Here is a 23,168-nt window from a genome sequence, read left to right as displayed (position 1 = left end):
ACGTTACACCTCAAATTTATAACCTACACCCCAAACGGTTTGAATGTAGTTTCCACTTTCTCCTAGCTTTAGACGCATCGTTTTCACATGCGTATCTACCGTTCTTGTACTTCCTGCATAATCATATCCCCACACCTTTTCAAGCAATTGTTCCCGGCTAAATACTTGTCCATTATGTTGGCAAAGAAAATATAGTAAATCGAACTCTTTTACCGTAAGAGGAATCGTCTCACCATTCGTCTCGACCCTCCTACTTTTTTCATTAATAAGAATCGGTCCAAATTGAATCTCTTCTTGCTGTTCTTGCTTTGTATATCGTCTTAAAACAGCTTCCATACGAGCAATTAGTTCCCCGGGACTAAATGGTTTTACAATATAATCATCTGCTCCCATACGTAAGCCGTTCACCCTATTCCACTCTTCACCTTTTGCTGTTAAAAATATAATAGGTACATCCGACGTTTTTCGAATCTCTTTACAAACTGAAAGCCCATCCATCTCAGGCATCATAATATCTAGTACAACGAAATCGTAATGATCCGTATCTAATTTTCGAAGTGCCTCTTTTCCATTTTCAGCTTCTCCCCACTCGTATCCGAAGTTATCTAAGTACATTCCGACAAGTTGCCTCATATCACTTTCGTCATCTACGACTAGCACGTTATATTTACTCATTGTCCTTCCCCTTCTCTCTCTATGAGTTGAAACGGTCCTTTTCCGACTTTAATTGTTTGTTTTATTTTCATATTCTTCATATCCATTACGCATACTTCATCGCTATCATAACTAGCTACATATCCTTCTGCACCGCTTTTCAAAAATGCAAATGGATTAGATCCTACTTCTACAAATCCTACCTCTTGATACGTACTTGCATCAAACTTTCTAAGCGTATTTGAACCGTGACTTAGCGCATATACATACTTATCATCCTTTGTTATATTCACAGGCATAAACGGAGCATGTAAAGAACGCATCATCTCTCCGCTCTGTAAAGAATACACTAATACTTTCTCATTCACTTGACTTCCATCACCATGTCCACCAATCCATATTTCTTTCCCATCAGCGCTAACCGTTGCTCCTGTTGATGCTGGTGGAATCATAAAGGACTGTATCACTTCTTTTTTCTTTGTATCAATGGTCGTTAGTTTTGTATCATAAAAGTTGAGTACAGATAACTGGTTATGATGCTCTACCATCGTTATCGGCCCTTTTCCTGTTGAAACACTCCCTGTCTCTTTTCCTTTTATCGCAAAGAACCTTACCTTTTGTTCATTTTGATCGGCAGCAAATAATTGTGTTCCATCATCTGATGCGATAACATTAGCAATTCCTTTTCCAGTCTTATATTTGTCCACTTGTCTTCCTTCTGCTAGTGAATATACATACATATATTCTAATTGCTTACCATAAACAAGTATTTCCTCACCATTTGGAAGTAGCGTAACCCCCGCAATCGGCTCATTTAATTCCCATGTTGTTAATAGCTTCTTTGTTTTTTTATCAATAAAACTAATACTACCTTCCTTTATATTCGTTGTTATAATAACACTTTTATCTTTAGCAATCGGTGTATACGAACTTCCTTGACACCCTACTAATAGAAATAAAAAACAGAGAAGAAAAACATACTTTCTCAAAAGATTCCCTCCATCTTCGGATGATTTCGTTATAATTGTAAAATAACAAATAAATGTGTGGAAAATGTGAAATCTTCCTTTATTAATAAACTTACATATATAATGTACAACAAATAGAATTTGAGGTGTGTAAATTATGCTTTTTCCTGATTTAGCGAATAAAATTGCACGTGAAGTACGCAGATTAATTACTGAAAACATTATTATTATTAATATACAAGGCGTTATTATCGCAAGTACAGATGCGGAAAGAATCGGTCAATTTCATGAAGGTGCACTCCGCTGTGCGAAACAAAAGAAAACTGTCATTATTACAAAAGACGATGAACGACGACTGCAAGGTGTAAAAGCTGGGATGAACCTTCCTTTACTATTCCATGACGAAGTAATCGGCGTGATTGGAATTACAGGAGAACCTGAAAATATTTCACAATACGGAGAAATATTACGTAAGATGACCGAATTATTAATTCATGAAAACTACTTTTTAGAACAACTAGAACTTGAGCACCGTTCTTATGAAGCATTTGTCTTTGATTGGCTTCAAAATACAGACTGGTCTCCAAGTTTTCTCGATCGTGCAAAAACGCTTGGCATTGATTTATATAAGAAGAAACAACTTATTTTATTATCAATCGCCCAAGATAATACGATGCTCCAGCGTAAAATTTGGCAACATATGCGCAACATTTTAGCAAAAGAAAATTTATTTGTTCGCTGGGGAAATGATCGGTTTATTTTGTTTACAACAATCCAATCCAAAGAGCAAACCTTTCAATTTTTAAAACGGTTAAAACAAGACTGTGAAACTTTATTTTCTATTACTTTATATATCGGGATTGGACAAACAGTTACGCCAAGCAATATGAACTTATCGTACGAACAAGCATTACGCGCCCTTTCAGTATCACTTGAAACGAAAAAAATTGTATTTAATGAAGATTTACGTTTAGAAATGTGCTTACAAGATATTTCTACTGAAACTCGAGAACAGTTTCTAGAGCGTACCATTGAAAACTTAGTATCATCTCCTGAGCTTATGCACACTTTACGTTTATTTATCGATTATAACCAATCTTATAAGCAGACAGCTGAGCAATTACATATACACATTAACACATTGCATTACAGGCTAAAAAAGATTGAAGAACATACAGGACTTGACCCGAAACAATTCAAAGATTTAAATGTTTTATACTTCGCACTCCTCTTATTAGATAATCATACAAAAAATAACGATAAAATTGATTAATCTTTAGATGATTGTACATAGAAAGAATCCTCCAACTTTTTTATCATTATAATGAAAGCACTGTTACAACGTTTTTTATTATGACGAAATACGTTAACAGTTTGAGGGGGATTTCCAATGTTAGAAAAGCAAATTATTGATTCATTCGTATCTATTGTTGGCGAAGATAATGTAGATACATCCAATATGGGGCGTTTAACTTATAGTTATGATGCCACTCCAAACTTCCAAGCGATGCCTGATGCAGTCATTGCTCCTCGTAATACAAATGAAATAGCAGACGTGTTAAAAGTGTGTAACACTCATAAAATCCCCGTATACGTTCGCGGGTCTGGAACAAATCTTTGCGCTGGAACGTGTCCACTTGAAGGTGGTATCGTCCTTATTTTCCGTCATATGAACAATATTTTAGAAATTGACGAAGAGAATTTAACAATTACTGTACAAGCTGGTGTTATTACACTTGATATTATTAAAGCAGTAGAAGAAAAAGGTTTATTTTATCCACCAGATCCAAGCTCTATGAAAATTTCTACAATCGGCGGTAACATTAATGAAAACTCCGGCGGATTACGTGGTTTAAAATATGGCGTAACACGTGATTATGTAATGGGGCTTGAACTTGTCTTACCGAACGGCGATATCATTCGTACTGGTGGTAAATTAGCAAAAGATGTCGCTGGTTATGATTTAACTCGTTTATTTATTGGTTCTGAAGGAACACTTGGTGTTGTTACGGAAGCTATATTAAAACTTGTCCCTATGCCTGAAACGAAGAAAACGATGCTTGCGCTATATGAAGATATTAACGAAGCTGCTCGAGCTGTTTCTGCTATTATTGCAAATAAAATTATTCCGGCGACACTTGAGTTTTTAGACCAACCAACAATTGAAGTTGTAGAAGAGTTTGCACAAATCGGTTTACCAACTGACGTTAAAGCAATTTTATTAATTGAACAAGATGGCCCGCCCGAGGTTGTCAATCGAGATATCGAAAAAATGGCTAACGTTTGCCGTGCTATGAATGCGGTCGATGTTCGCGTTGCAAAAGATGAAGCGGAAGCAGATGCGCTTCGTACAGCACGCCGTAGTGCACTATCAGCACTTGCAAGACTAAAACCGACAACAATATTAGAAGATGCAACTGTACCACGTTCACAAATCGCTCCAATGGTTGAAGCAATTAATGCAATTGCAAAGAAATATAATATGCCTATTTGTACTTTTGGTCATGCTGGTGATGGTAATTTGCATCCGACTTGTATGACAGATGCCCGTAATGAAGAAGAAATGCATCGTGCCGAACAGGCTTTTGCTGAAATATTTGCGAAAGCGATTGAGCTTGGTGGTACGATTACCGGCGAACATGGTGTTGGCGCAATGAAAGCTCCGTATTTAGAAATGAAATTAGGTAAAGAAGGTATTGCTGCTATGCAAGGGATTAAACAAGCCTTCGACCCAAACAACATTATGAATCCTGGAAAGATGTTCGCGAAAGACTCTCGTAAAAGAGTGGTGGTTGAGCGATGACCACATTAAATAAAGAAAACATTCAAAAGGAATTTAAAGAACGATTAAGTGAAGATGAACTACTAAACTGTATGCGATGCGGCTTTTGTTTACCAACTTGCCCTACTTACATTCAATCTGGGTATAAAGAATCACATTCCCCACGCGGACGTATCGCCTTAATGAAAGCCGTCGTTGATGGTTTAATTGAGCCGGATGAAGATGTTGAAGATACATTAAATGTTTGCCTTGGCTGCCGCGCTTGTGAACCTGTTTGTCCATCTGGTGTGAATTATGGACATTTATTAGAAGAAGCTCGTGATATTATTAATCAAAATAAAAAGTTCTCCATGCCCGTGAGAGCTGTTCGTAAAGTTGTTTTTGAAGGACTATTCCCGCATCAAAACCGAATGCGAACATTAACAGGACTAATCGGATTTTACCAGCGTTCTGGTTTACAAACGCTAACACATAAAACAGGTATTATGAAGTTATTCCCTGAAACACTTGCAACGATGGACCTCGTTTTGCCAAAAGTCCCTAAAATGAAAGCAATGAAAGATCGTCCTGAATTTTTACCTGCTGAGGTGGCAAAGAAGAAACAAGTTGCATTCTTCACAGGCTGTTTAATGGATACGATGTTTTTAGAAACAAATAACGCAACGATGAAACTTCTTCAGTTAGCTGGTTGTGATATCGTTATTCCGAAAACACAAAGTTGCTGCGGGGCATTACATGGGCATGCTGGTGAAAAGAGTGGAGCAAAAGAATTAGCAAAACGAAATATAGAAGCATTCGAAGATTTAAACATCGACTATATTATTACGAATGCAGGTGGTTGCGGAGCTTACCTCGTAGACTATGATTATCTGTTAAAAGATGATCCCAAATGGGCTGAATGCGCAAAGCAATTTGTTTCTAAAATTAAAGATATTACTGCTATACTAGTAGAACTAGATTTCCATAAACGTAATGACTTACGACTCACGCCGCAAAACATTACGTATCAAGACTCTTGTCATTTACGTAATGTTATGCGAACATCTTCGGAACCTCGTATGTTACTAGAGGCCATTCAAGGCGCAACATACCGCGAAATGAAAGATGCGGACCGTTGCTGTGGTTCCGCTGGTATTTATAATATTGTCCATTCGGAGTTATCAATGGAATTTCTAGATTACAAAATGGACCGTGTACATGAAACAGATGCAGCGACAATTGTTACTGCAAACCCTGGATGTCTATTACAAATGAAACTAGGTATTGAACGTGAAGGTCTTTCTCATAAAATGAGAGGAATTCACATTGTTGATCTATTATTAGAAGCAATTGAAACCAACTCGTAATAACTCGTAACATACGTAATAATAGGAAAACGGCTATCTCCTTCGTCTATGTAAAGAGATAGCCGCTTTTTTGTCCGCTACAACATTAAAAATATGTTACTTTATTATAAAAAAGAACAACAGAAACATTACAGTTTTGTAAAAATACATCCAGTATATTCCTCAAAAAAATGCTAAAATCATTGATACAATAGGATTCTTCATTTTTAATATAGGTACATTTATCCAAAAACCCCCTCTTAAAACCAAGTATAAAAATGCTGAAAATTCCTTTTATACTCTATGTTTCTCTTATTTCATCCCTTTCCTCCTCTTAGGATAAATTAGGAAAATTTTAAGTCTATGAATTTTTTTCCATCTTTTTTCTCGCAAATTGTATGCTACGATGAATTGGTCAGTCAGACAGGCTGTCAAAAACAAATCGTGTGAAAACAAATTAAAACTTTATATAGGGGGACACACATCATGAAAAAGCGTGTTTTATTATCTGTAGCTGCTGCAACAGCTCTTACTTTAGGAGTATCTTCTTTAGATGCACAAGCTGCAACAGTACAACCATCTAACATAAAGGTTCAAAATATTCAGCATTCAAAAATGATGATGAAGCAAATGAGCCAACAAGAATTACAAGCATTCTTACAATCTATGGGAGTTGAATCATTAGCACAATGGAACCAAGGACAATTCCAACAAGATTGCTTCATTCCTGGTCAACAGCCTACTGAAAATGTTGTTACTGAGCAACCAACAGCTAAGCCAGAAGCTCAAAAGCCTGCTGAGGAAACTCAAAAACCAGCTGAACAAAAGCCTGCTGAAGAAGTTGCTAAACCAGAAGCTCAAAAACCAGCTGAAAACAACAATACTCAAAACGAAACACAAAAACCAGCTGAGCAAAAGCCTGCTGAAGAAGCAAAATCTTTAAGCGAATTCGAACAACGCGTTGTTGAATTAACAAACGCAGAGCGTACAAAACAAGGCTTATCAGCATTACAAATCGATACTGAATTAAGCAAAGTAGCACGCATTAAGTCTGAAGATATGCAAAAAAACAACTACTTTGATCATAACAGCCCTACATACGGGTCTCCGTTTGACATGATGAAGAAATTTGGTATTTCTTATAAATCTGCAGGTGAAAACATCGCCCAAGGACAACGTACTCCAGAAGAAGTTGTACAAGCTTGGATGAACAGTGCTGGACACCGTGCAAACATCTTAAATAGTGGCTTCACTCATATCGGTGTTGGCTATGTAGAAAGCGGCAACTACTGGACACAACAATTTATTACGAAGTAAATAAAAAGAGAGTCTTCTAGGAGAAGACTCTTTTTTTATGTTTCATAGCTTTCTAATATGTATGCGTATAAAATGTAGAACATAAACAAAATAGACCCGCAGCTTATTACACTAATTAACAAGTAAAATCCCCACTTCAGGCTCAAAAGCAACGAAAATAATATGCCACATGCCATCACTTGAAAGATTCGCCTACTAACTAAACGGATTTTTTGTAATTTGATCGGTTCTTTCTCTCTATCCTTCACCTTTTTAAACACTTTACTAAACATAAAAAGAAACATACTAATTCCAATCGTTAGTCCTGTCTGAAAGGATATAATACTTCCCAAATTAATAAAGAGAATTAGTAGGTGGACAAACATCATAAATAAAGTAATACTCTTTATAAATCCATTTATAATGAAATATTCCCCTTCATTAAACTTATATATATTATGTAAAATAACATATACTAATCCATGTAAAATAATAATAAGGACAGGGATAAATAATACGACAACTTGTTTACTCATAAACTCGTTCGCTCCACCATTCTCGTTCCAATGCACTGCCATACGAGTTGGTAAATATGGATAAATACATAGAGTAAGTAAAAGACAAGCGAAAAATATCCCTAGCATATATTTATATTTGATCAAGTAATTCTCACCTCTCTTTTCTCTTAACGGCTTCGCCTCTTTCAGAGAAATCCCTGCAAAAATCCACCTTTTTCAACTTTAAACTTACACTTTACCTATTTTCTCTTTCAAATTTTTTCATTGTATCGTTTAAATTTGTAGGGAAAGGTACGTCAACAACGATCTCTTCTTTCGTAATCGGATGCAAAAAATTAATCTTCATCGCATGTAACGCTTGCCCGGACATATATGTTGTTTGCCCACCATATAATACATCCCCAACTAATGGATTTCCATTATAGCTCATATGAACGCGAATTTGATGTGTTCTACCGGTTTCTAACTGTAACGTTACGAGTGTCGCATTTTGTTTTTTAAAATATTTCTCTACTTTATAGTACGTTATAGCTTGGTCTCCCTTTGGAGAAACACGGCGCCTTGTAGCATGATGTCGATCTCTTCCGATGGCCGCGTCAATTGTCCCTTGCTTCTTTTTTACTTTTCCTTCAACAAGTGCCATATACGTTCTTTTGATTTTCCGTTCCATTAATAAACGATCCATAATTGCACCCGCAATTCTATGTTTTGCGAATACAACACCACCTGTCGTATCTTTATCTAATCTATGGATATGCCGAACCTTCGTCTCTAAACCTTGCATTTGAAAATGAAAAGCAACAAGATTGGCAAGTGTTCCCGTCCCATTTTTTTCAGAAGGATGTGTATCCATTTGCCCCTGCTTATTTACAATGAGTACGTGATCGTCTTCAAACACTACATTTAATTCACCATATTCCGGCTCTACGCCGTACTCCTCCTCCATAAACATATGAACTTGTAACTTATCTCCTTCTTTTAAAAGTTCATTCCATCTCCTTTGTTCTCCGTTAACCGTAACACCTTTTTCCATACGAAGCTGATGTAATAACTTTTTTGGTACTTCCCATTCTACTTTTAACAACGACTCAATACTTATACCATTCCACGTCGCTGGAACCGTAATTTCGCACCATTCGCCCTTTTTCTTTGTTTCCATACTATAATCACCTTATTTCTATTGATTCTCTCATTGTAACGGAAAACATAATTTGATGCACCGTCAAAAATAGAGGACAGCCTTATAATCGACTGTCCCCTCACGCTCTAAGCCTTTTCATTTCCTGCAACACTTCTTCAGCTTTTTGTTCATACAATAAATCTTTAAAGAAATCCGCCAATCGTTTATAGTCGTTGTACGTATCTAATAAGTCGTCTATTTTCTCTCCTTTCATAACTTGTTGCTTTTGCTTCATTTTTACTGGATAGCGATACCCCGATACTTCTTGTATTTTGTAATACTCATCCTCTACTTGAATGACTTTTACAAGTTCCTCTTCTTCCGCATCCATCGTATACCCGTCAAAGTCTCTAAGCAGTTCATAAATAATATGAGTCCATTCATCTTTTGGGTAAAACCCTTTTTCCAACCGATAACCGACAATGCGATACATATGCCCATCGTTTTCAGCAAACTGTACTGTATCATTTAGCTTAAACTTAAAATAACGAAACATTGCCTTCACCTACTTGTATGTAATGTTCTTATCACATACTATGCGCAAAATATGGGCCCTGCTATTCATAAAAAAAACTCATCTATAAGATGAGTTTTTTTTATGATGATTTTCCTCTTTTCTTTCGAAATGGTAGCCACCAGTTCCAATCCCCAAACAATTTCATTAAACTTGGTACGAGCATAAGACGGATAATTGTTGCATCAAGAAATATTGCTAGTGCAACCCCAAGCCCCATCTGCTTTACTGGTAAAATATCAGTAAAGGCGAACGCACCGGTAACAACAATCATAATTAAAGCGGCGGACGTAATAATTCTACTTGTCGAAACAAGTCCTTCTAACGTTGCTTGGTCGTTATCTCCTGTTTCTTCATAAAGCTCATGAATACGTGAAATAAGAAATACTTCATAATCCATGCTAAGCCCAAATACGAGGCCGAAAATAAAGATTGGTAATACAAATAAAACTGAACTCTCTTCTAATCCGAAATGACCACCTTCAAATAACCAAATAACAATTCCAATTGTTGCACTTAAACTAAGTACGTTCATAATAATAGCTTTAATTGGAATGAGTATAGAGCGGAATGCGAATAATAAAATGACAAAGGTTGATCCAAATATAACAGACATACCAATTGCAACTTTATCTTTAATTTCATCTTCTAACTCTTGCTGGAACGTCGTCATACCGCCCAAATAATAAGTAACATCATTTTCTTTATAATTCTTTTTGAAATCACGAACCCATTGTTTTGCGGTTTCTGTACTTGGCTTAGTATCCAAAAAGACTTCCATTGTTGTTTTATTCCCTTTCGTATACGCTTCAAATACAGGAGCTATTTTCGCAGCTTCTGGCGACTGTAACATTCCAGCAACTTGATCTGCTTTCATTCCATTTAGCCCGTCATATACACTTTTCACCTTATATACTTGCTTATCGTCTTTTAACTTTTGAACAACAGCTTCTATCTTTTGTAAACTTTCTTTTTCTGTTATATCTTTCTTCGTCTCTACTACTAATGTAACATCAGCGTGTGTTTGGACAGTTTTATTAAAGGCTTCTTCATACTTCTCAAATGCAACTCTCGTATCACTCTTTTCAGGTAACGCTTCAACACCAGGAAACTGCAAGTTAGCTGTACGCAGCGGTAATAAACAAATAACAATAAATGTTGTAACAACAATAATCATGACGATTGGATGTTTCATTACAAACTGTGCAAATTTACGCCATACATTTGATGGCGTAGGCGCCGCCTGATTCTTTTTTAATATCCTTTTACCAATTAAAGATAATAGCGCCGGAAGAAGTGTTAGCGAAAACAAAATGCTCATAATAACGACAATCATCCCGCTAATAGCAACAGACTGAATATAATCTATCTTAAAGAAAAATAAGCCTGATAAACCGACGAATACACATAACCCTGAAAATACGATAGCACGCCCTGCCGTTTGATACGTAATCGCTATCGCTTCTTTCACTGTTCTCTTCGCAACTTCCTCTCGGAAACGATTTACAAATAACAGTGCGAAATCAATTGATAATGCGAGCCCAATCATCGGCGCAACATTTAACACGAAAATAGATAGCTCTTTATCACTACCTATAAAATATAAAATCCCCATCGTACTAATGACACTAAGCGCGCCATTTACAATCGGTAAAATAGACGCAATCAGACTACCAAATGAGAATAATAGTACGAGAAAAGCAATAGGTAATCCAATCATCTCTGCTACTTTTAAATCATTTTGCGTTCTTTCATTAATCTCTTGATTAATTTTCGGATATCCTGTCGGTGTTACTTTTAATACGCTATTACTTTCCTTCTCGATTTTTCCGGCAAATTGTAATGTCTTTTCCATTCGTTCTTTATTTGTTTTCCCGGAAAATAAAATCGTCGCATAACCGATATCATCTTGTAGCATCTCTTTATTTTGCATTGGATGATGGAAAGATTCGTATTTTTCTTTCTCTTCAATTTGATTTATTATCCCCTCTATACGCTTTTGGAAATCCTCATGCGAAGTATCCTTTTCCTTCTCAAAAACGAGTAAAAGTGTATCTTGAGACTGCTTAAAATCTTTATCTAAAATTTCTTTCGTCTTTTGATAATCCCCTTCTGTTTGGAAACCATCACCGCCCAATACTCCTGGAAGTTTTGGAGCAAAAATTCCGAGCACTATCGCAAGTAGTAGTAATGCTACAATTACTGTATAACGAAATTGATACAAAAAAGTTCCTAACTTCCCCCACTTATCAATTTTATGTACATTTGTCTTCACACAGTTTCACCTACTTTATATAATTCACTTGTCATTTATACTTTATCACATCTTCCCATAAACAAAAAACGTCTAGAAAAACTATAATACTAGTTTTTCTAGACGTTTTTTTATCTCTCGTTATTAAGTCCCAATCTCTCGGTAAGTAAACGATGACAATAAATTGCGATGATTAACAAAATGCCACCTGCACAGTAACCAGCTAAAATATCAGTCGGGTAATGAACATTTAAAATAACTCTACTTAATCCAATCAATATAATTAATATGCCCATCGAAATCGTAATACCACATTTTCCAGCTACACTCTTCAAATTGGCAGCAATGATATAGGCAAGAAAACCGAATGTTATAATAGATAGCATTGCATGTCCGCTTGGGAAGCTATACCCAAGTGCGTCAAGTGCCTCATTTAATGATGGGCGGTCTCTTTTTGCAATTTCTTTTATTCCCTTATTAACAAGGTGTGTCGTTAATATAGCCATTGGATACACAATCATAGCAGCATAATAACGCTTTTTCCAAAAAACGAGCAAGCTTATAATTAGTGTCGTTATAACTCCAATTGCAGATCCTAGCTTTGTAAAGTATGAGAAGAATGTAAGTGAGCTTTCCGTTTGTAATCCTTTTACCATATCACGTACGTATGTATCCATCATTGTAACACCACCTACATGTACCCTCCAAGCGATGATGCTAAATAGAACAAACAATACAATGATACACATTAACTCATACTGATGTAACTTTTTCTTCAATCGATTTCCTCCTACTATGAAAAAATGCGATTTCTACTTTAGAAACCGCATTTTCTTACTTATTTACCTTTTGTTTTCAGCTCTGTCCAGTAGCGATCGTAGTCTTTTAACTTATCGTCTACATCAACAAGCCACTCTGTACGATCTAATTCTTCTTTTGTTAAGAAGATCATGTGATTATCACGATATTCTTTACTATGAAGAGGATGAGCTTTTTCATTTGGATTACTGTAACCAATTGACTCGTAGTTTTTCACACTTACTTTTTCATCTAATAAGTAGTTCATAAACTTCTCTGCAAGTTCTTTATTTTTCGCACCTTTTGGAATTGCTAACGTATCAGCCCAAATTGTGCCACCTTCTTTTGGGACAACGTATCCTACATCTTTATTGTCTTTCGCAATGAATGCTGCGTCTCCAGACCAAACTGTCCCGATCCAAGCATCTTCTGTAATGAATTTTTGTTTAATGTTATCTGTATCGAATGCTAATAAGTTTGGAAGTAGCTTCTGTAAATCAGCAGACGCTGTCTTTAACTGTGCATCCTCTTTCGTGCTATTAGAGAAACCGTTTTTCTTAAGTCCCATTCCTAATACTTCACGAGAATCGTTTAATAAAGTAACATGTCCTTTATATTTCTCGTTCCATAAATCATTCCAGCTTGTAGGTGTTTCTTTCACATACTTTTTATTGTATGCAATTCCTGTTACACCCCAAGTATATACTAGAGAATACTTATTCTCTGGATCAAACGCAGGTGTTTTAAAGTTAGAAACAAGGTTCTCGATGTTCGGGATATTCTTCTTATCTAAAGGCGCTAATAAGTCCATCTTCGCCATCGTTTTCACCATGTAATCAGATGGCTGAATTAAATCATATGTCGCGCCACCAGCTTGTAATTTCGCAAGCATTTCTTCATTACTTGCATATTTATCGTAGTTAATTTTCACGTTATATTTCTTTTCAAAATCTTTTAAAACTTGCTCATCAAAATTGTCAGCCCAGCTATAAATGTTTAATTCTTCTTTTTTCTCACCACAACCAGCAAGTACACCTGCAGCAAGACTGAAGCTAATTGCTATACCAGCTAATCTCTTCACTAATTTCATCGGTTTATTACCTCCTCGTTCTTTCTATATCATTCGTATTATAAAGGAAGGTGTCCTCCAGAGTTCTCTTCACCGTCTGCACCTTTATTACGGAAAATTTCCGATAGCACCATTAATCCTACAATTACAACAATTAATATTGTAGAAAGAGCATTAATTTCAGGTGATACTCCACGCTTAACCATACTATAAATGTATAATGGCAATGTTGTTGATCCTGGTCCTGATACGAAGAAACTAATTACAAAATCATCAATCGATAATGTGAATGTTAATAATGCGGCTGAAATAACTCCTGGTGCAATTGCTGGAAACGTTACATAACGAAACGTTTGCCACGGCGTTGCTCCTAAATCGTTTGCAGCCTCTTCTAAATCACGTCCCATACCAGAAAGACGTGCCGCTAAAATAACAACAACAAATGAAATACTGAATGTAATGTGTGCAATAATAATTGTTGTTTTTCCAAGTTCCATACCTAATTGACTAAATAGGATAAGTAAAGATAATCCCATTAAAATATCAGGAATTAAAATTGGTAAATATACAAGACCGTTAATGGCCCCTTCAAAACGATATTTGTAACGGTGTAATGCAATAGCAAAAATCACACCAAGAACTGTCGTCACAATTGTCGTTATAACAGCAATCGTCATACTATTTACAAACGCATCAATAACATCTTGTTTTTGAAATAAATCTGTATACCAATGGAGTGTAAAGCCCTCCCATTCCGCATTAATGCGAGAATCGTTGAAGGAATATACCATTAAAACCATCATTGGAAAATACAAAAACAATAAGATTAACCAAGAATAAGAAACTAAAAACTTCTTCATTTTTGCCTATTCCCCTCCGTTTCCATCATATTTATATACTTTCGTTGCACGATAATATAAGTAAATTAACAGAACAGAGAATAGAACAACAATCATAGATAACGCGGAACCAAACGGCCAGTCACGTGAACCTAAGAATTGGTTTTGAATTACGTTTCCGATTAATGCTACTTTCGATCCACCCATAACGTCTGATACAACAAACATTCCGATAGAAGAAACGAATACTAAAATAGAACCAGTTGTAATCCCTGACATCGTCATCGGTACTGTTACATTCCAAAATGCCTTTACTGGTGTTGCACCTAAATCATAAGCCGCCTCTAGCTTACGCTTATCAAGCTGCTCAATTGCTGCATACACTGGTAAAATCATAAATGGTAATAAAGAATATACCATTCCGAGTATTACAGAAGGCGTATTATATAGCAGATTTAAAGGTTCACTAATAATACCTAGTTTCAATAGCAATGTGTTTACAAGACCTTGTGAACGTAAAATAACAATCCATGCGTATGAACGAACAAGAAAGTTAATCCAGAACGGAATCGTTGCCAATAATAGAAGGATAGAACGATATTTACGATCAACAATTGTAATTGTATAGGCGAATGGATAACCGATTAATAAACATAGTACTGTCGTAATAACAGCTATCTTCACTGTTTCCCATAACGTCCCCATATATAATGGATCAAACACACGTGCTATGTTATCTAATGTAAATTTCATTTCCACTGTCCCGTATGCTCCGCGCTGCATGAAGGCAAATGCTAATACGAACAGAAGTGGAATTAGGAAGAAGAGTAACAGCCATACGACTGTAGGTAATGCGAGTAATTTCCCTTTCTTCAATTTAAGGTCACCTCGTCCTCTTGCTCCCAGCCTACATATACATTATCTCCAATGCTCCACTGCGTTGCTTCTTCAGCAGTTTGATATGCCATTAGTAATTCCGCTGTTTTCTCCTCACGTACATATAGCTTTTCCATATTTCCAACAAATTCAATATCTTCAATATGTCCAAGATGGTATTCTTTTAAAATTGGCTCTTCAACCGAGCGAACTTTTACATTTTCAGGGCGAACTGCTACGTAGTTTTCCCCATTTTTCACGATATTATTTTCACCGATGAACGTCGCAACAAACAATGTTTTCGGCTTATTGTAAATTTCCTTAGGCGTGCCGACTTGTTCGATATGCCCTTTATTCATAACGACAATACGATCACTCATACTCATCGCTTCTTCTTGATCGTGCGTTACATATATGAACGTAATTCCTAAATTACGTTGTAAGTTTTTCAATTCACGTTGCAAATCTTTTCTTAACTTAAAGTCAAGCGCTCCAAGTGGCTCATCTAATAGTAATACACGTGGGTTGTTTACAATTGCTCTTGCAATTGCTACACGCTGCTGCTGTCCACCAGAAAGCTTCGAAGGTTTACGATTACGGAACTCAAGTAACTGCGTTAAACGCATTGCCTCTTCCGCACGTTCTTTCTGTTCTGCTGCTGATACTTTTTGCATTTTCATACCGAAACAAATATTTTTTTCAACATTCATATGTGGGAATAGTGCGTAATGTTGGAACACTAAATTCATATGACGCTTGTATGGCGGCAAATCGTTAATCTTTTCATCATCTAATAAAAGATTCCCTTTAGTTGGGGTTTCAAATCCTGCGATCATACGAAGTAAAGTCGTTTTCCCGCAACCACTCGGTCCTAAAATTGTTAAAAATTCTCCTTCTTTAATATCTAAAGAAAGAGGGGGGATAATCACTTGATTTCCAAAATGTTTTTCTACTGCTTCAACTTTAATAATCTTTTTCATTTTCCCGTCCTATCTACCTTAAATTTTAATTTTTATATTCATGAATAAATATTTATGTTCTATAGACTATTTTTTTGTTTCGATCCAAACAAAAATGGTTGTTTAGCAGCGTTCTCTTCTATTCTTTATGTAGTATGTTTGATTCATTTTCGCATGATACATATGTCGAACAGAAAAACCCCTTCAGTTGCGAAGGGGTTTTTATCATACGGCTACGCCTACTGATAAACACCATCATCATTTTAACAACTTTCGTATGAATTTTAAAGCACTTTTTGTAGAAGAGTAACGAATTTTCATGTCGAATGCTGTAGATTGGGACAAAATGCTTTTATAATGGGAAAAAGTCCGAAAACTTTGTTCACCATGATAGCTGCCTAATCCACTACTTCCAACGCCCCCAAAAGGTAAATATGGCGTTGCAAGATGATATACGACATCATTTATACATCCTCCGCCATATGAAATATTACTCGTCACTTTCTCTTGCACTTTTCTATCTTCAGAAAATACATATAGTGCTAACGGCTTTGGATGGTGCTGAATCGTTTCAATTACCTCTTCTATTTTGTCATATTCTATAATTGGTAAAATAGGTCCAAAAATTTCATCTTCCATAACAGCACTGTGCCATGTAACATTCGTTAATACTGTCGGCTCGATGTGTAATGTTTCTTTCGTATAATTCCCGCCAATCACAGGTTTACCGTTTTGTAAAAATGTACATAGACGTTCAAAATGACGCTCACTTACAATTCGCACATAATTGTCATTTTGCAAAGCATCTTTTCCATATTGCTCTGCGATTTCATGTCGTAATGCCTCGATTAACTGCTCTTTCACTGAAGAATGAACGTACATATAATCAGGCGCTACACACGTCTGCCCAGCATTCAAAAACTTGCCCCAAACGATACGTCTTGCGGTTACATCTAGCTTTGCATCTTTATGTACAATACATGGGCTTTTCCCGCCAAGCTCTAACGTAAGAGGCGTTAATTTTTTCGCCGCTGCTTCCATCACAACTTTTCCAACACCAACACTACCTGTAAAGAAAATATAGTCAAACGGTTCCTTTAAAAGTGCAGTGCTTTCCTGAGCGCCGCCTTCTACTACCGATACAAGCTCTTCTGGGAATAATTCACCTAACATTCTCGTAAGCACTTTTGAAACGTTTGGCGTTAACTCTGACGGCTTTAAAACGACTGTATTGCCAGCTGCCAATGCTCCTACGAGTGGCGCAATTGCTAATTGAAACGGATAGTTCCACGGTGCGATAATAAGCGTCACACCATACGGTTCTGGCACCACTTTCCCCTTCGATCCAAAATGAGTAAGAGCTGTGCGAACACGCTTTGGTTTACTCCAAGATGAAATATGCTTCATTTGAAAAGAAATCTCTTTTAGTACATATCCAATTTCTGTTGTAAATGATTCGTGAACTGATTTATTCAAATCTAATTTCAACGCTTGAAAAATCTCACCTTCAAAACGCTGAATTCCTTCATAAAGCTTCTGCAAATTCTTCTTTCTCGTCTCTAGACTTCTCGTATGTCCTTTGTGAAAATATTCCTTTTGTTTATTTACAATAGAGGAAATACTCATGCACTCACCTTCTCCCACTATTTTTATCCAATTCTTTCATTATTTATATAGACTTCATATGTAACAAATTTCTATTCTTAAAGTTACATTATATATAACTTTTCCCTTTATATAAAATTCATTGCTCACAAAAAACTACCGAAAGAAAATCTCCCGGTAGTTTTACTGTATTAACGGTATAAACGAACAGCACCTGCAGAATTATCATCAGCTTGTCCTACTACTTCAAACTTCAGACCAAGCTTCGGTAAAATACGTCCTGCATCTGGAATCTGTTGATTAATATACGTTTTCGAATCATCAAACTTCGGTACACCAGCTAAGCCATTATACGTATACGTTCCACGCGTTGGAGATACAACTTTCCAAGCTGGCGTTTTGTCGAATGAGAACGCCGCATCAGCAATCTGGAATCGTGTACTACTGTCAATTGTCGGCTTACCATTTAAAGTTCCTACAATTGCTTCTGGATGAGAATCAACTACACCAAGGAAACCGTGTCCTGGATGTAAACCAACCCAGTTATCTGAGTAAGCTGAGTCTGCATACCATACAACCATACCTGAGTTATATTCTGGACCGCGAGCAAATTTCAATGCGCTATCTGATCCAGTATGGTTTCTCCACTCTACATAGTAGTTATGTTTTTTCTTCTCTGTTCCGCTAGAAACAACGAAACCATCTAATTTAAATTGTGATGTACCTTCTGCATCATCTGAGAATGCAACTTTACCATCTACTGTTAATGACGCATTATCAAGTAGGAAACCATTTAATGCTAAACCACCATCTGTAATGTACTCAAATGTTAATTTTACTTTCTTACCTTTGAATTGACTTAAATCATATGATTTGTCAATCCATTTCCCATTTGTCGTAGCTGCATTTCCACTATTTGCTTTCTCACCAATTCTTTCAATTAACGTTTGTTGACCATCTTCTGTTACAGCGTGTACTTCAAGGAAATCATACTCAGCTTCAATCTCATATAATGATTTGAAATCGAATTTCGCATTCGTTGCATTTGTCAAATCAAACAGTGGTGTTTCCATTTTTGTGTGAAGATTGTCACCTTTTGTGCTGTAGTAATACTGTTTACCAAATGCTGGAGCAATTGTTTTTACATCCTTATCTGGTAAGTTAACACGAATCATACCTGGTCGGCTAGATTTCGTAACACTTTGGTCTAAATATGTTGCTAGACCGACACCTTTATTTAATTTCTCGTAATCTACTTCTACGATATTTGCCCAGTTACCACCGATTGTTTTTTGGAAAAACTCTTTATTTTGTGGTGAGAAACTTGTTGGCGTTGTTCCTGCGATCTTACCAGCCCAGCTTCCGCCACTCATAACAGACCAAGCTTGAATTGGTTCACCATGACCGGTATAGTCTGTATCATACTCATCTGGAAGACCTAAATCATGACCATATTCATGTGCGAATACACCAACCGCGCCATCTTCTGGTTCAATTGTGTAGTCGAATGCTGCCATATTTCCGCCCCAATATGGAACTTTCGCTTGTGTACCTTCAATTGCGAATGGTTTTGGTCCAACTGTCCAGCGATGTGACCAAATTGCATCATCACCTAATTTACCACCGCCAGCTTCTTGTCCAACACCCGCATGAATAATCATTAAGTGATCGATTAAACCGTCTGGTTGATTTTGATTTCCATCACCATTTACATCGTATTGATCGAACTGATCAAACTGTGATAAATCAAGACCGCTATCTACAGCTGCTTTTAATGCATCTTTTACTAGATCACGTGGTCCTTTTGGTCCTTTATTATCATGACCTGTTGCAGCATCAGCACCGTAATCAGCAGCTTTACCAGGAACTGTTAACCATTTTGTAACTGTTCCATCAACAGTGTAACTACCACCAGATTGCTCTTCGTAATATTGTTTAAACGTTTCGATTTTGCTTCCATCATCTAACGCGAATGGCTCATCACCGAATAACATTTTTTCATAGTGTTCTTTGTTAAAATCGTTAGAATACATGTAGCCAGGTTCTTTATCAATATTGTTATGCTTGAAATCAGCATACTCTACAAGTAAAACGAGTACTTTATCCTTTCGAACTTCACCGTTATATTCTTTTTGCTTTGCTGGAGAAGTTGGTACTTTACCATTTAGACCGCCTTTAACTGGGCCTGTCGCTGCAGGTGTCCCTGTTGCCGGTTTGTCTAACTTTTCTTTCGTTTCTGCTTTCGCATCTTTCACTTTCTTTAAAAAGTCAGATGCATCTTTCGTAAGTTGGTCCCCATTTGTCGCTTCTTTCCCAGGATTTTCACCCTTCTTCTTCTCTACATACTTTTCGACAGCTTTCTTTGTTTCTGTCTCTGAAGCTGACGAATCAATTACCCCACGATTTTTTAGCGCATTTGCTAATCTCTCTTCTGGGATTAAGTGATCATCAACTGGACTTGTAGCTGTCTTGTTCTCCGGCGTTTCAGCGTATACAGACTGGCTTCCAGCACCAAACGACAAGCCTAGAACAGCTGTCAAAGCAATTGATGATAACACTTTAAATGGTTTCTTTTTCATCCCTTATTGCCTCCCCTAATATAAAATATGTATTACATACTTTATATTATTAAAAATTCAATATATTTTCAATATTTAGTTATATTATGTAATTTTTTTAATATATTTGTAAAAATTTCATAGTTAGTATACGAATATATCACAATTCAACAATGTTTTCAGAAAATATTGAAAATATTTGTCAGAAACTTTATAATCGCCATAGAGGGAATTTAATGGGGATTTTATCTTTGTTTCATCTACAAAATATTTGATAATTCACTATATAAAATACAAAATCTGATTGCATTATCATATATTCTGTAGCAGCAATTATGACCACTAATTAGGGAGGAATTACATTTGTACAAAGATAAGGCTGACTCACTAGATCAAGAATGGATTGATTTAATACTTGAAGCTCTAGATGCTGGCATTGCCCTGCAAGATATTGAACACTTTTTTCAACGTATGAAGCATACGAGCCAGGCTCAATAGCCTCGTTCTTTTTAACGAAGTTTATGTTATAATAATCACATCATAAGACGACTACATATTGATAGAAAGGTGCGCAAATATGATAGGAGAACGTATAAAACGCCTTCGTTTACAAAAAGGCATTTCATTAACAGAACTCGCCGAAAAAGCTGGTGTAGCTAAATCTTACATTAGTTCTATAGAACGGAATTTACAAAAAAACCCTTCTATTCAGTTTCTTGAAAAAATTGCAGCTGTTCTACAAATTCCAGTTGATACTTTACTTCACGATGAAACAACAACGGAGGGTCACCTAGACTCCGAATGGACACAGCTCGTTAAAGATGCGATGAGCTCTGGTGTCTCAAAAGAACAGTTTCGTGAATTTCTCGAATTTACACAATGGAAGAAAAATCAACAATAATACATATAAAAGAGTGCTTAAAACGGGCACTTCTTTTTTTCTTTATAAAAAAAAGCGGGGAATCCCCCGCTTTTTTTATTTATTATTTTTCTTCTCCATCTGTTTGGTTAGCATTGAATGTCCATTCTAAGTTCAATGAATCGCCTTGGAATTTGTTTTGATCTTGACCATTCTCTTCGAATACAAATTGTACCCATAGATAGTCCTCTGTACCAGCTTCTAAGCCACCTTTTTCTCCCCACTCAGGAGCAAAGATGTCTTTAGCTAAAACATCTGGATCCACATTTTGTAAATCTGCTAAAGTTGTTTCATATACAGGCTCACTTTGTTTATCCCAGTTCCAAAGGAATTTCACTTTAATGTGCTTACCAAAATCTTCACCAGCATTATCGCCCTTTGCATCTTTCACAGTATACTTTGTCGCTAATTTAACATCTTTAATTGCTAAAGTACCGTCGTTCTTTAATAAGAACTCTTTCTTAACAGAATCCCCTGGTTTTAAATCTTTAATATCTACAAGCGTTTTAGGGTTTAATGTAAGATCTAACGTCCCAGCTGCAAATGTATTGTTTGATACTTCTTTATCGCTAAAGTAAGCGAATGTTCCTCCACCAATTAAAGATAACCCCAATGCTGCTGATGCAACTCCCATACCTAATTTCTTTTTCAGACTCACAATCAATTCCCCCTAGCTGTTTTTTGTATTTTTATCTCTTATTTCAAAATAAGAGGTGTAACTAAAACTATATTAGCTTAGCTAATATTTGTTCTTTTTTTAAAACCTTAAGTTCATTATAACGAACAAGACTATATAAATACAATATATATTTTGATTATTTTTATTTCTCAACATTTTTTCCTTTTTTTCAGAAAAGTATTGAGAAATAAAGTGAAACCTTAATCAGTGTTTTTCTGTCCATCCCCACTGATCATTAACCTTCACCAAGCGGTGCTGCCAACTAACTTCCTCGCATTCGTTAAATTTTTAGGTGAAGACCTTATACCCACGAATAGTGAAATAAGAAAAACAAAGCAAATAGGTGAGTCGTAGGGCTCTCTCACCTATTTGTCTTATCATTGTATTTATTCCTTCCGAAATGCTGCTGTATTTTACTTACTATTCCTTCTTTTCTTCTTGCTTCTTACTCTCTTCTAGTTTTTTCGCCTCTTCCTGCTTCTTACTCTCTTCTAGCTTTTTCGCCTCTTCTTGTTTCTTGCTCTCTTCTAGCTTTTTCGCTTCTTCTTGCTTCTTACTCTCTTCTAGCTTTTTCGCTTCTTCTTGCTTCTTACTCTCTTCTAACTTTTTCGCTTCTTCTTGCTTCTTACTCTCTTCTAGCTTTTTCGCCTCTTCTTGTTTCTTGCTCTCTTCTAGTTTTTTCGCTTCTTCTTGCTTCTTACTCTCTTCTAATTTCTTTTGCTTCTCATCCTCACTCACTTGCTTTGCTGTTTCATCTACTAATAATTTTTCAAAAGCTTGAATTTGTTTATCAATCCCCTGTAAATTAACCTCTTTATCAACATACTCGCAGTATTCTTTAACTATATGAAAACCAGCATTCACATACGAGAATACTTGCTTATTAGATTCACTTTTATCTCCAGTTAACTCTTCTTTCACTTTGTTATAGGGATTTTCTATTGATTCATATACTTTTTGTAACAACTCTCTCTCAGCAGCTATTTTCTCACGCCCTTGCTTCCACGTAACAAGCACCTGTTCTAACTCTTGAGTGGAAGTGAAAGTTACTTTCGATTTCATCTCTTCAGACTCATGCAAAATAACTTCCTTATGTTGCTTAGCTTGTTCTGTCAACTGATCAACTGTTTTTGGAAAAATACTTGCTGTCGAAATAGTAGCCTGCACTTTCGTCTCATGAATGAAAGTTGCCTCTGTATAAGTCATCATTTGAGAGCCTAAATAAAAAGTAATAGAGCACAAACATGGCAATATAAGCATCTTTTTGAATTTGCGAGGTGTCTTCAGCATTTTAATCTCTCCTATCGAACATCTTGTTCTTTATCAAGAACTATAATCTTATTATAATAAAGCGAATTACAAAATGATATAAAAA

21 protein-coding genes are annotated in these 23,168 nt (G+C 36.2%); 6 read left to right on the top strand and 15 right to left on the bottom strand.

Going from position 1 to position 23,168, the window contains the following annotated elements; all coding sequences use genetic code 11:
* Window positions 1-3: 3 nt before the first annotated feature.
* A complete protein-coding gene (locus tag NSQ08_RS05185; RefSeq protein WP_340772290.1) occupies window positions 4-675 on the bottom strand; it encodes a response regulator transcription factor in 672 nt (223 codons plus the stop codon).
* On the bottom strand, window positions 672-1,643 hold the full coding sequence (locus tag NSQ08_RS05180) for a YncE family protein (RefSeq protein WP_002030528.1): 972 nt from the start codon (window positions 1,641-1,643) through the stop codon (window positions 672-674). The genes NSQ08_RS05185 and NSQ08_RS05180 overlap by 4 nt, the downstream gene beginning before the upstream one ends.
* A 136-nt stretch (window positions 1,644-1,779) precedes the next feature.
* Between NSQ08_RS05180 and NSQ08_RS05175 the strand changes: the two genes are divergently transcribed.
* The 4 genes from NSQ08_RS05175 to NSQ08_RS05160 all read left to right on the top strand — a co-directional run bounded on the left by NSQ08_RS05175 (window position 1,780) and on the right by NSQ08_RS05160 (window position 7,046).
* Window positions 1,780-2,895, top strand: a complete 1,116-nt coding sequence (locus tag NSQ08_RS05175) for a PucR family transcriptional regulator (RefSeq protein ID WP_340772286.1) — start codon at window positions 1,780-1,782, stop codon at window positions 2,893-2,895.
* A 117-nt stretch (window positions 2,896-3,012) separates the two neighbouring features.
* Entirely contained in the window at window positions 3,013-4,425 is a 1,413-nt protein-coding gene (glcD, locus tag NSQ08_RS05170; protein WP_340772284.1) for a glycolate oxidase subunit GlcD, read from the top strand.
* On the top strand, window positions 4,422-5,750 hold the full coding sequence (locus NSQ08_RS05165) for a (Fe-S)-binding protein (RefSeq protein WP_340772283.1): 1,329 nt from the start codon (window positions 4,422-4,424) through the stop codon (window positions 5,748-5,750). The genes glcD and NSQ08_RS05165 overlap by 4 nt, the downstream gene beginning before the upstream one ends.
* 465 nt (window positions 5,751-6,215) lie before the next feature.
* Window positions 6,216-7,046 carry a CAP domain-containing protein gene (locus tag NSQ08_RS05160; RefSeq protein ID WP_002030537.1) on the top strand — a complete coding sequence of 277 codons (831 nt, stop codon included), beginning with the start codon at window positions 6,216-6,218 and terminating at the stop codon, window positions 7,044-7,046.
* Window positions 7,047-7,081: 35 nt separating this feature from the next.
* Here the strand turns inward: NSQ08_RS05160 and NSQ08_RS05155 are convergent, their stop codons facing one another.
* The 11 genes from NSQ08_RS05155 to inhA1 form a co-directional block, all read right to left on the bottom strand.
* Window positions 7,082-7,687, bottom strand: a complete 606-nt coding sequence (locus NSQ08_RS05155) for a DUF1648 domain-containing protein (RefSeq protein ID WP_340772280.1) — start codon at window positions 7,685-7,687, stop codon at window positions 7,082-7,084.
* 91 nt (window positions 7,688-7,778) lie between these two features.
* Window positions 7,779-8,702, bottom strand: coding sequence for an RluA family pseudouridine synthase (locus NSQ08_RS05150; RefSeq protein WP_002126127.1), 924 nt, complete (start codon window positions 8,700-8,702; stop codon window positions 7,779-7,781).
* A 100-nt stretch (window positions 8,703-8,802) separates the two neighbouring features.
* Window positions 8,803-9,219: a hypothetical protein gene (locus NSQ08_RS05145; RefSeq protein WP_002126125.1), complete on the bottom strand. Its 417-nt coding sequence runs from the start codon at window positions 9,217-9,219 to the stop codon at window positions 8,803-8,805.
* 100 nt (window positions 9,220-9,319) lie between these two features.
* A complete protein-coding gene (locus NSQ08_RS05140; protein ID WP_002140908.1) occupies window positions 9,320-11,512 on the bottom strand; it encodes an MMPL family transporter in 2,193 nt (730 codons plus the stop codon).
* Window positions 11,513-11,622: 110 nt separating this feature from the next.
* On the bottom strand, window positions 11,623-12,270 hold the full coding sequence (locus NSQ08_RS05135) for a phosphatase PAP2 family protein (protein WP_078422531.1): 648 nt from the start codon (window positions 12,268-12,270) through the stop codon (window positions 11,623-11,625).
* A 59-nt stretch (window positions 12,271-12,329) separates the two neighbouring features.
* Window positions 12,330-13,379 (bottom strand): spermidine/putrescine ABC transporter substrate-binding protein PotD, encoded by a 1,050-nt coding sequence (gene potD / locus NSQ08_RS05130; RefSeq protein ID WP_002011485.1) that lies wholly within the window; start codon window positions 13,377-13,379, stop codon window positions 12,330-12,332.
* A gap of 38 nt (window positions 13,380-13,417) precedes the next feature.
* The gene (potC, locus tag NSQ08_RS05125) at window positions 13,418-14,218 is read right to left on the bottom strand and encodes a spermidine/putrescine ABC transporter permease PotC (RefSeq protein ID WP_002011483.1); all 801 of its coding nucleotides are present in this window, start codon (window positions 14,216-14,218) and stop codon (window positions 13,418-13,420) included.
* 6 nt (window positions 14,219-14,224) lie between these two features.
* On the bottom strand, window positions 14,225-15,073 hold the full coding sequence (gene potB / locus NSQ08_RS05120) for a spermidine/putrescine ABC transporter permease PotB (protein ID WP_002126118.1): 849 nt from the start codon (window positions 15,071-15,073) through the stop codon (window positions 14,225-14,227).
* On the bottom strand, window positions 15,070-16,053 hold the full coding sequence (gene potA, locus NSQ08_RS05115) for a spermidine/putrescine ABC transporter ATP-binding protein PotA (protein WP_002030425.1): 984 nt from the start codon (window positions 16,051-16,053) through the stop codon (window positions 15,070-15,072). The genes potB and potA overlap by 4 nt, the downstream gene beginning before the upstream one ends.
* A 237-nt stretch (window positions 16,054-16,290) precedes the next feature.
* On the bottom strand, window positions 16,291-17,658 hold the full coding sequence (locus tag NSQ08_RS05110) for an aldehyde dehydrogenase (RefSeq protein WP_340772267.1): 1,368 nt from the start codon (window positions 17,656-17,658) through the stop codon (window positions 16,291-16,293).
* A gap of 170 nt (window positions 17,659-17,828) precedes the next feature.
* Window positions 17,829-20,216, bottom strand: coding sequence for a M6 family metalloprotease immune inhibitor InhA1 (gene inhA1, locus NSQ08_RS05105; RefSeq protein ID WP_340772265.1), 2,388 nt, complete (start codon window positions 20,214-20,216; stop codon window positions 17,829-17,831).
* Between the two features lie 342 nt (window positions 20,217-20,558).
* On the opposite strand from inhA1, the gene NSQ08_RS05100 reads away from it, so the two are divergent.
* Window positions 20,559-20,693 (top strand): anti-repressor SinI family protein, encoded by a 135-nt coding sequence (locus tag NSQ08_RS05100; protein ID WP_002011474.1) that lies wholly within the window; start codon window positions 20,559-20,561, stop codon window positions 20,691-20,693.
* A gap of 79 nt (window positions 20,694-20,772) precedes the next feature.
* Window positions 20,773-21,096 carry a helix-turn-helix domain-containing protein gene (locus NSQ08_RS05095; protein ID WP_002030429.1) on the top strand — a complete coding sequence of 108 codons (324 nt, stop codon included), beginning with the start codon at window positions 20,773-20,775 and terminating at the stop codon, window positions 21,094-21,096.
* A gap of 82 nt (window positions 21,097-21,178) precedes the next feature.
* Here the strand turns inward: NSQ08_RS05095 and calY are convergent, their stop codons facing one another.
* Together calY and NSQ08_RS05085 are read right to left on the bottom strand one after the other, a co-directional pair.
* Window positions 21,179-21,772: a biofilm matrix protein CalY gene (calY, locus tag NSQ08_RS05090; RefSeq protein WP_088038971.1), complete on the bottom strand. Its 594-nt coding sequence runs from the start codon at window positions 21,770-21,772 to the stop codon at window positions 21,179-21,181.
* 441 nt (window positions 21,773-22,213) lie between these two features.
* Complete coding sequence (locus NSQ08_RS05085) at window positions 22,214-23,083, bottom strand: DUF4047 domain-containing protein (protein WP_340772262.1); 870 nt, start codon at window positions 23,081-23,083, stop codon at window positions 22,214-22,216.
* Between the last annotated feature and the right edge of the window lie 85 nt (window positions 23,084-23,168).

Source organism: Bacillus sp. FSL E2-8887, from assembly GCF_038007205.1.
GTDB classification, from domain to species: domain Bacteria; phylum Bacillota; class Bacilli; order Bacillales; family Bacillaceae_G; genus Bacillus_A; species Bacillus_A mycoides.
This window is presented reverse-complemented; position numbering and strand designations above follow the sequence as displayed.

Excerpts from the sequence above, each read along its gene's own strand:
- NSQ08_RS05160 (WP_002030537.1), top strand. The coding sequence starts at position 6,216 with ATGAAAAAGCGTGTTTTATTATCTGTAGCTGCTGCAACAGCTCTTACT.
- NSQ08_RS05110 (WP_340772267.1), bottom strand. The coding sequence starts at position 17,658 with ATGAGTATTTCCTCTATTGTAAATAAACAAAAGGAATATTTTCACAAA.
- potD (WP_002011485.1), bottom strand. The coding sequence starts at position 13,379 with ATGAAATTAGTGAAGAGATTAGCTGGTATAGCAATTAGCTTCAGTCTT.
- NSQ08_RS05175 (WP_340772286.1), top strand. The coding sequence starts at position 1,780 with ATGCTTTTTCCTGATTTAGCGAATAAAATTGCACGTGAAGTACGCAGA.
- NSQ08_RS05085 (WP_340772262.1), bottom strand. The coding sequence starts at position 23,083 with ATGCTGAAGACACCTCGCAAATTCAAAAAGATGCTTATATTGCCATGT.
- glcD (WP_340772284.1), top strand. The coding sequence starts at position 3,013 with ATGTTAGAAAAGCAAATTATTGATTCATTCGTATCTATTGTTGGCGAA.
- NSQ08_RS05095 (WP_002030429.1), top strand. The coding sequence starts at position 20,773 with ATGATAGGAGAACGTATAAAACGCCTTCGTTTACAAAAAGGCATTTCA.
- potC (WP_002011483.1), bottom strand. The coding sequence starts at position 14,218 with ATGAAGAAGTTTTTAGTTTCTTATTCTTGGTTAATCTTATTGTTTTTG.
- inhA1 (WP_340772265.1), bottom strand. The coding sequence starts at position 20,216 with ATGAAAAAGAAACCATTTAAAGTGTTATCATCAATTGCTTTGACAGCT.
- NSQ08_RS05150 (WP_002126127.1), bottom strand. The coding sequence starts at position 8,702 with ATGGAAACAAAGAAAAAGGGCGAATGGTGCGAAATTACGGTTCCAGCG.
- potA (WP_002030425.1), bottom strand. The coding sequence starts at position 16,053 with ATGAAAAAGATTATTAAAGTTGAAGCAGTAGAAAAACATTTTGGAAAT.
- NSQ08_RS05185 (WP_340772290.1), bottom strand. The coding sequence starts at position 675 with ATGAGTAAATATAACGTGCTAGTCGTAGATGACGAAAGTGATATGAGG.
- NSQ08_RS05145 (WP_002126125.1), bottom strand. The coding sequence starts at position 9,219 with ATGTTTCGTTATTTTAAGTTTAAGCTAAATGATACAGTACAGTTTGCT.
- NSQ08_RS05165 (WP_340772283.1), top strand. The coding sequence starts at position 4,422 with ATGACCACATTAAATAAAGAAAACATTCAAAAGGAATTTAAAGAACGA.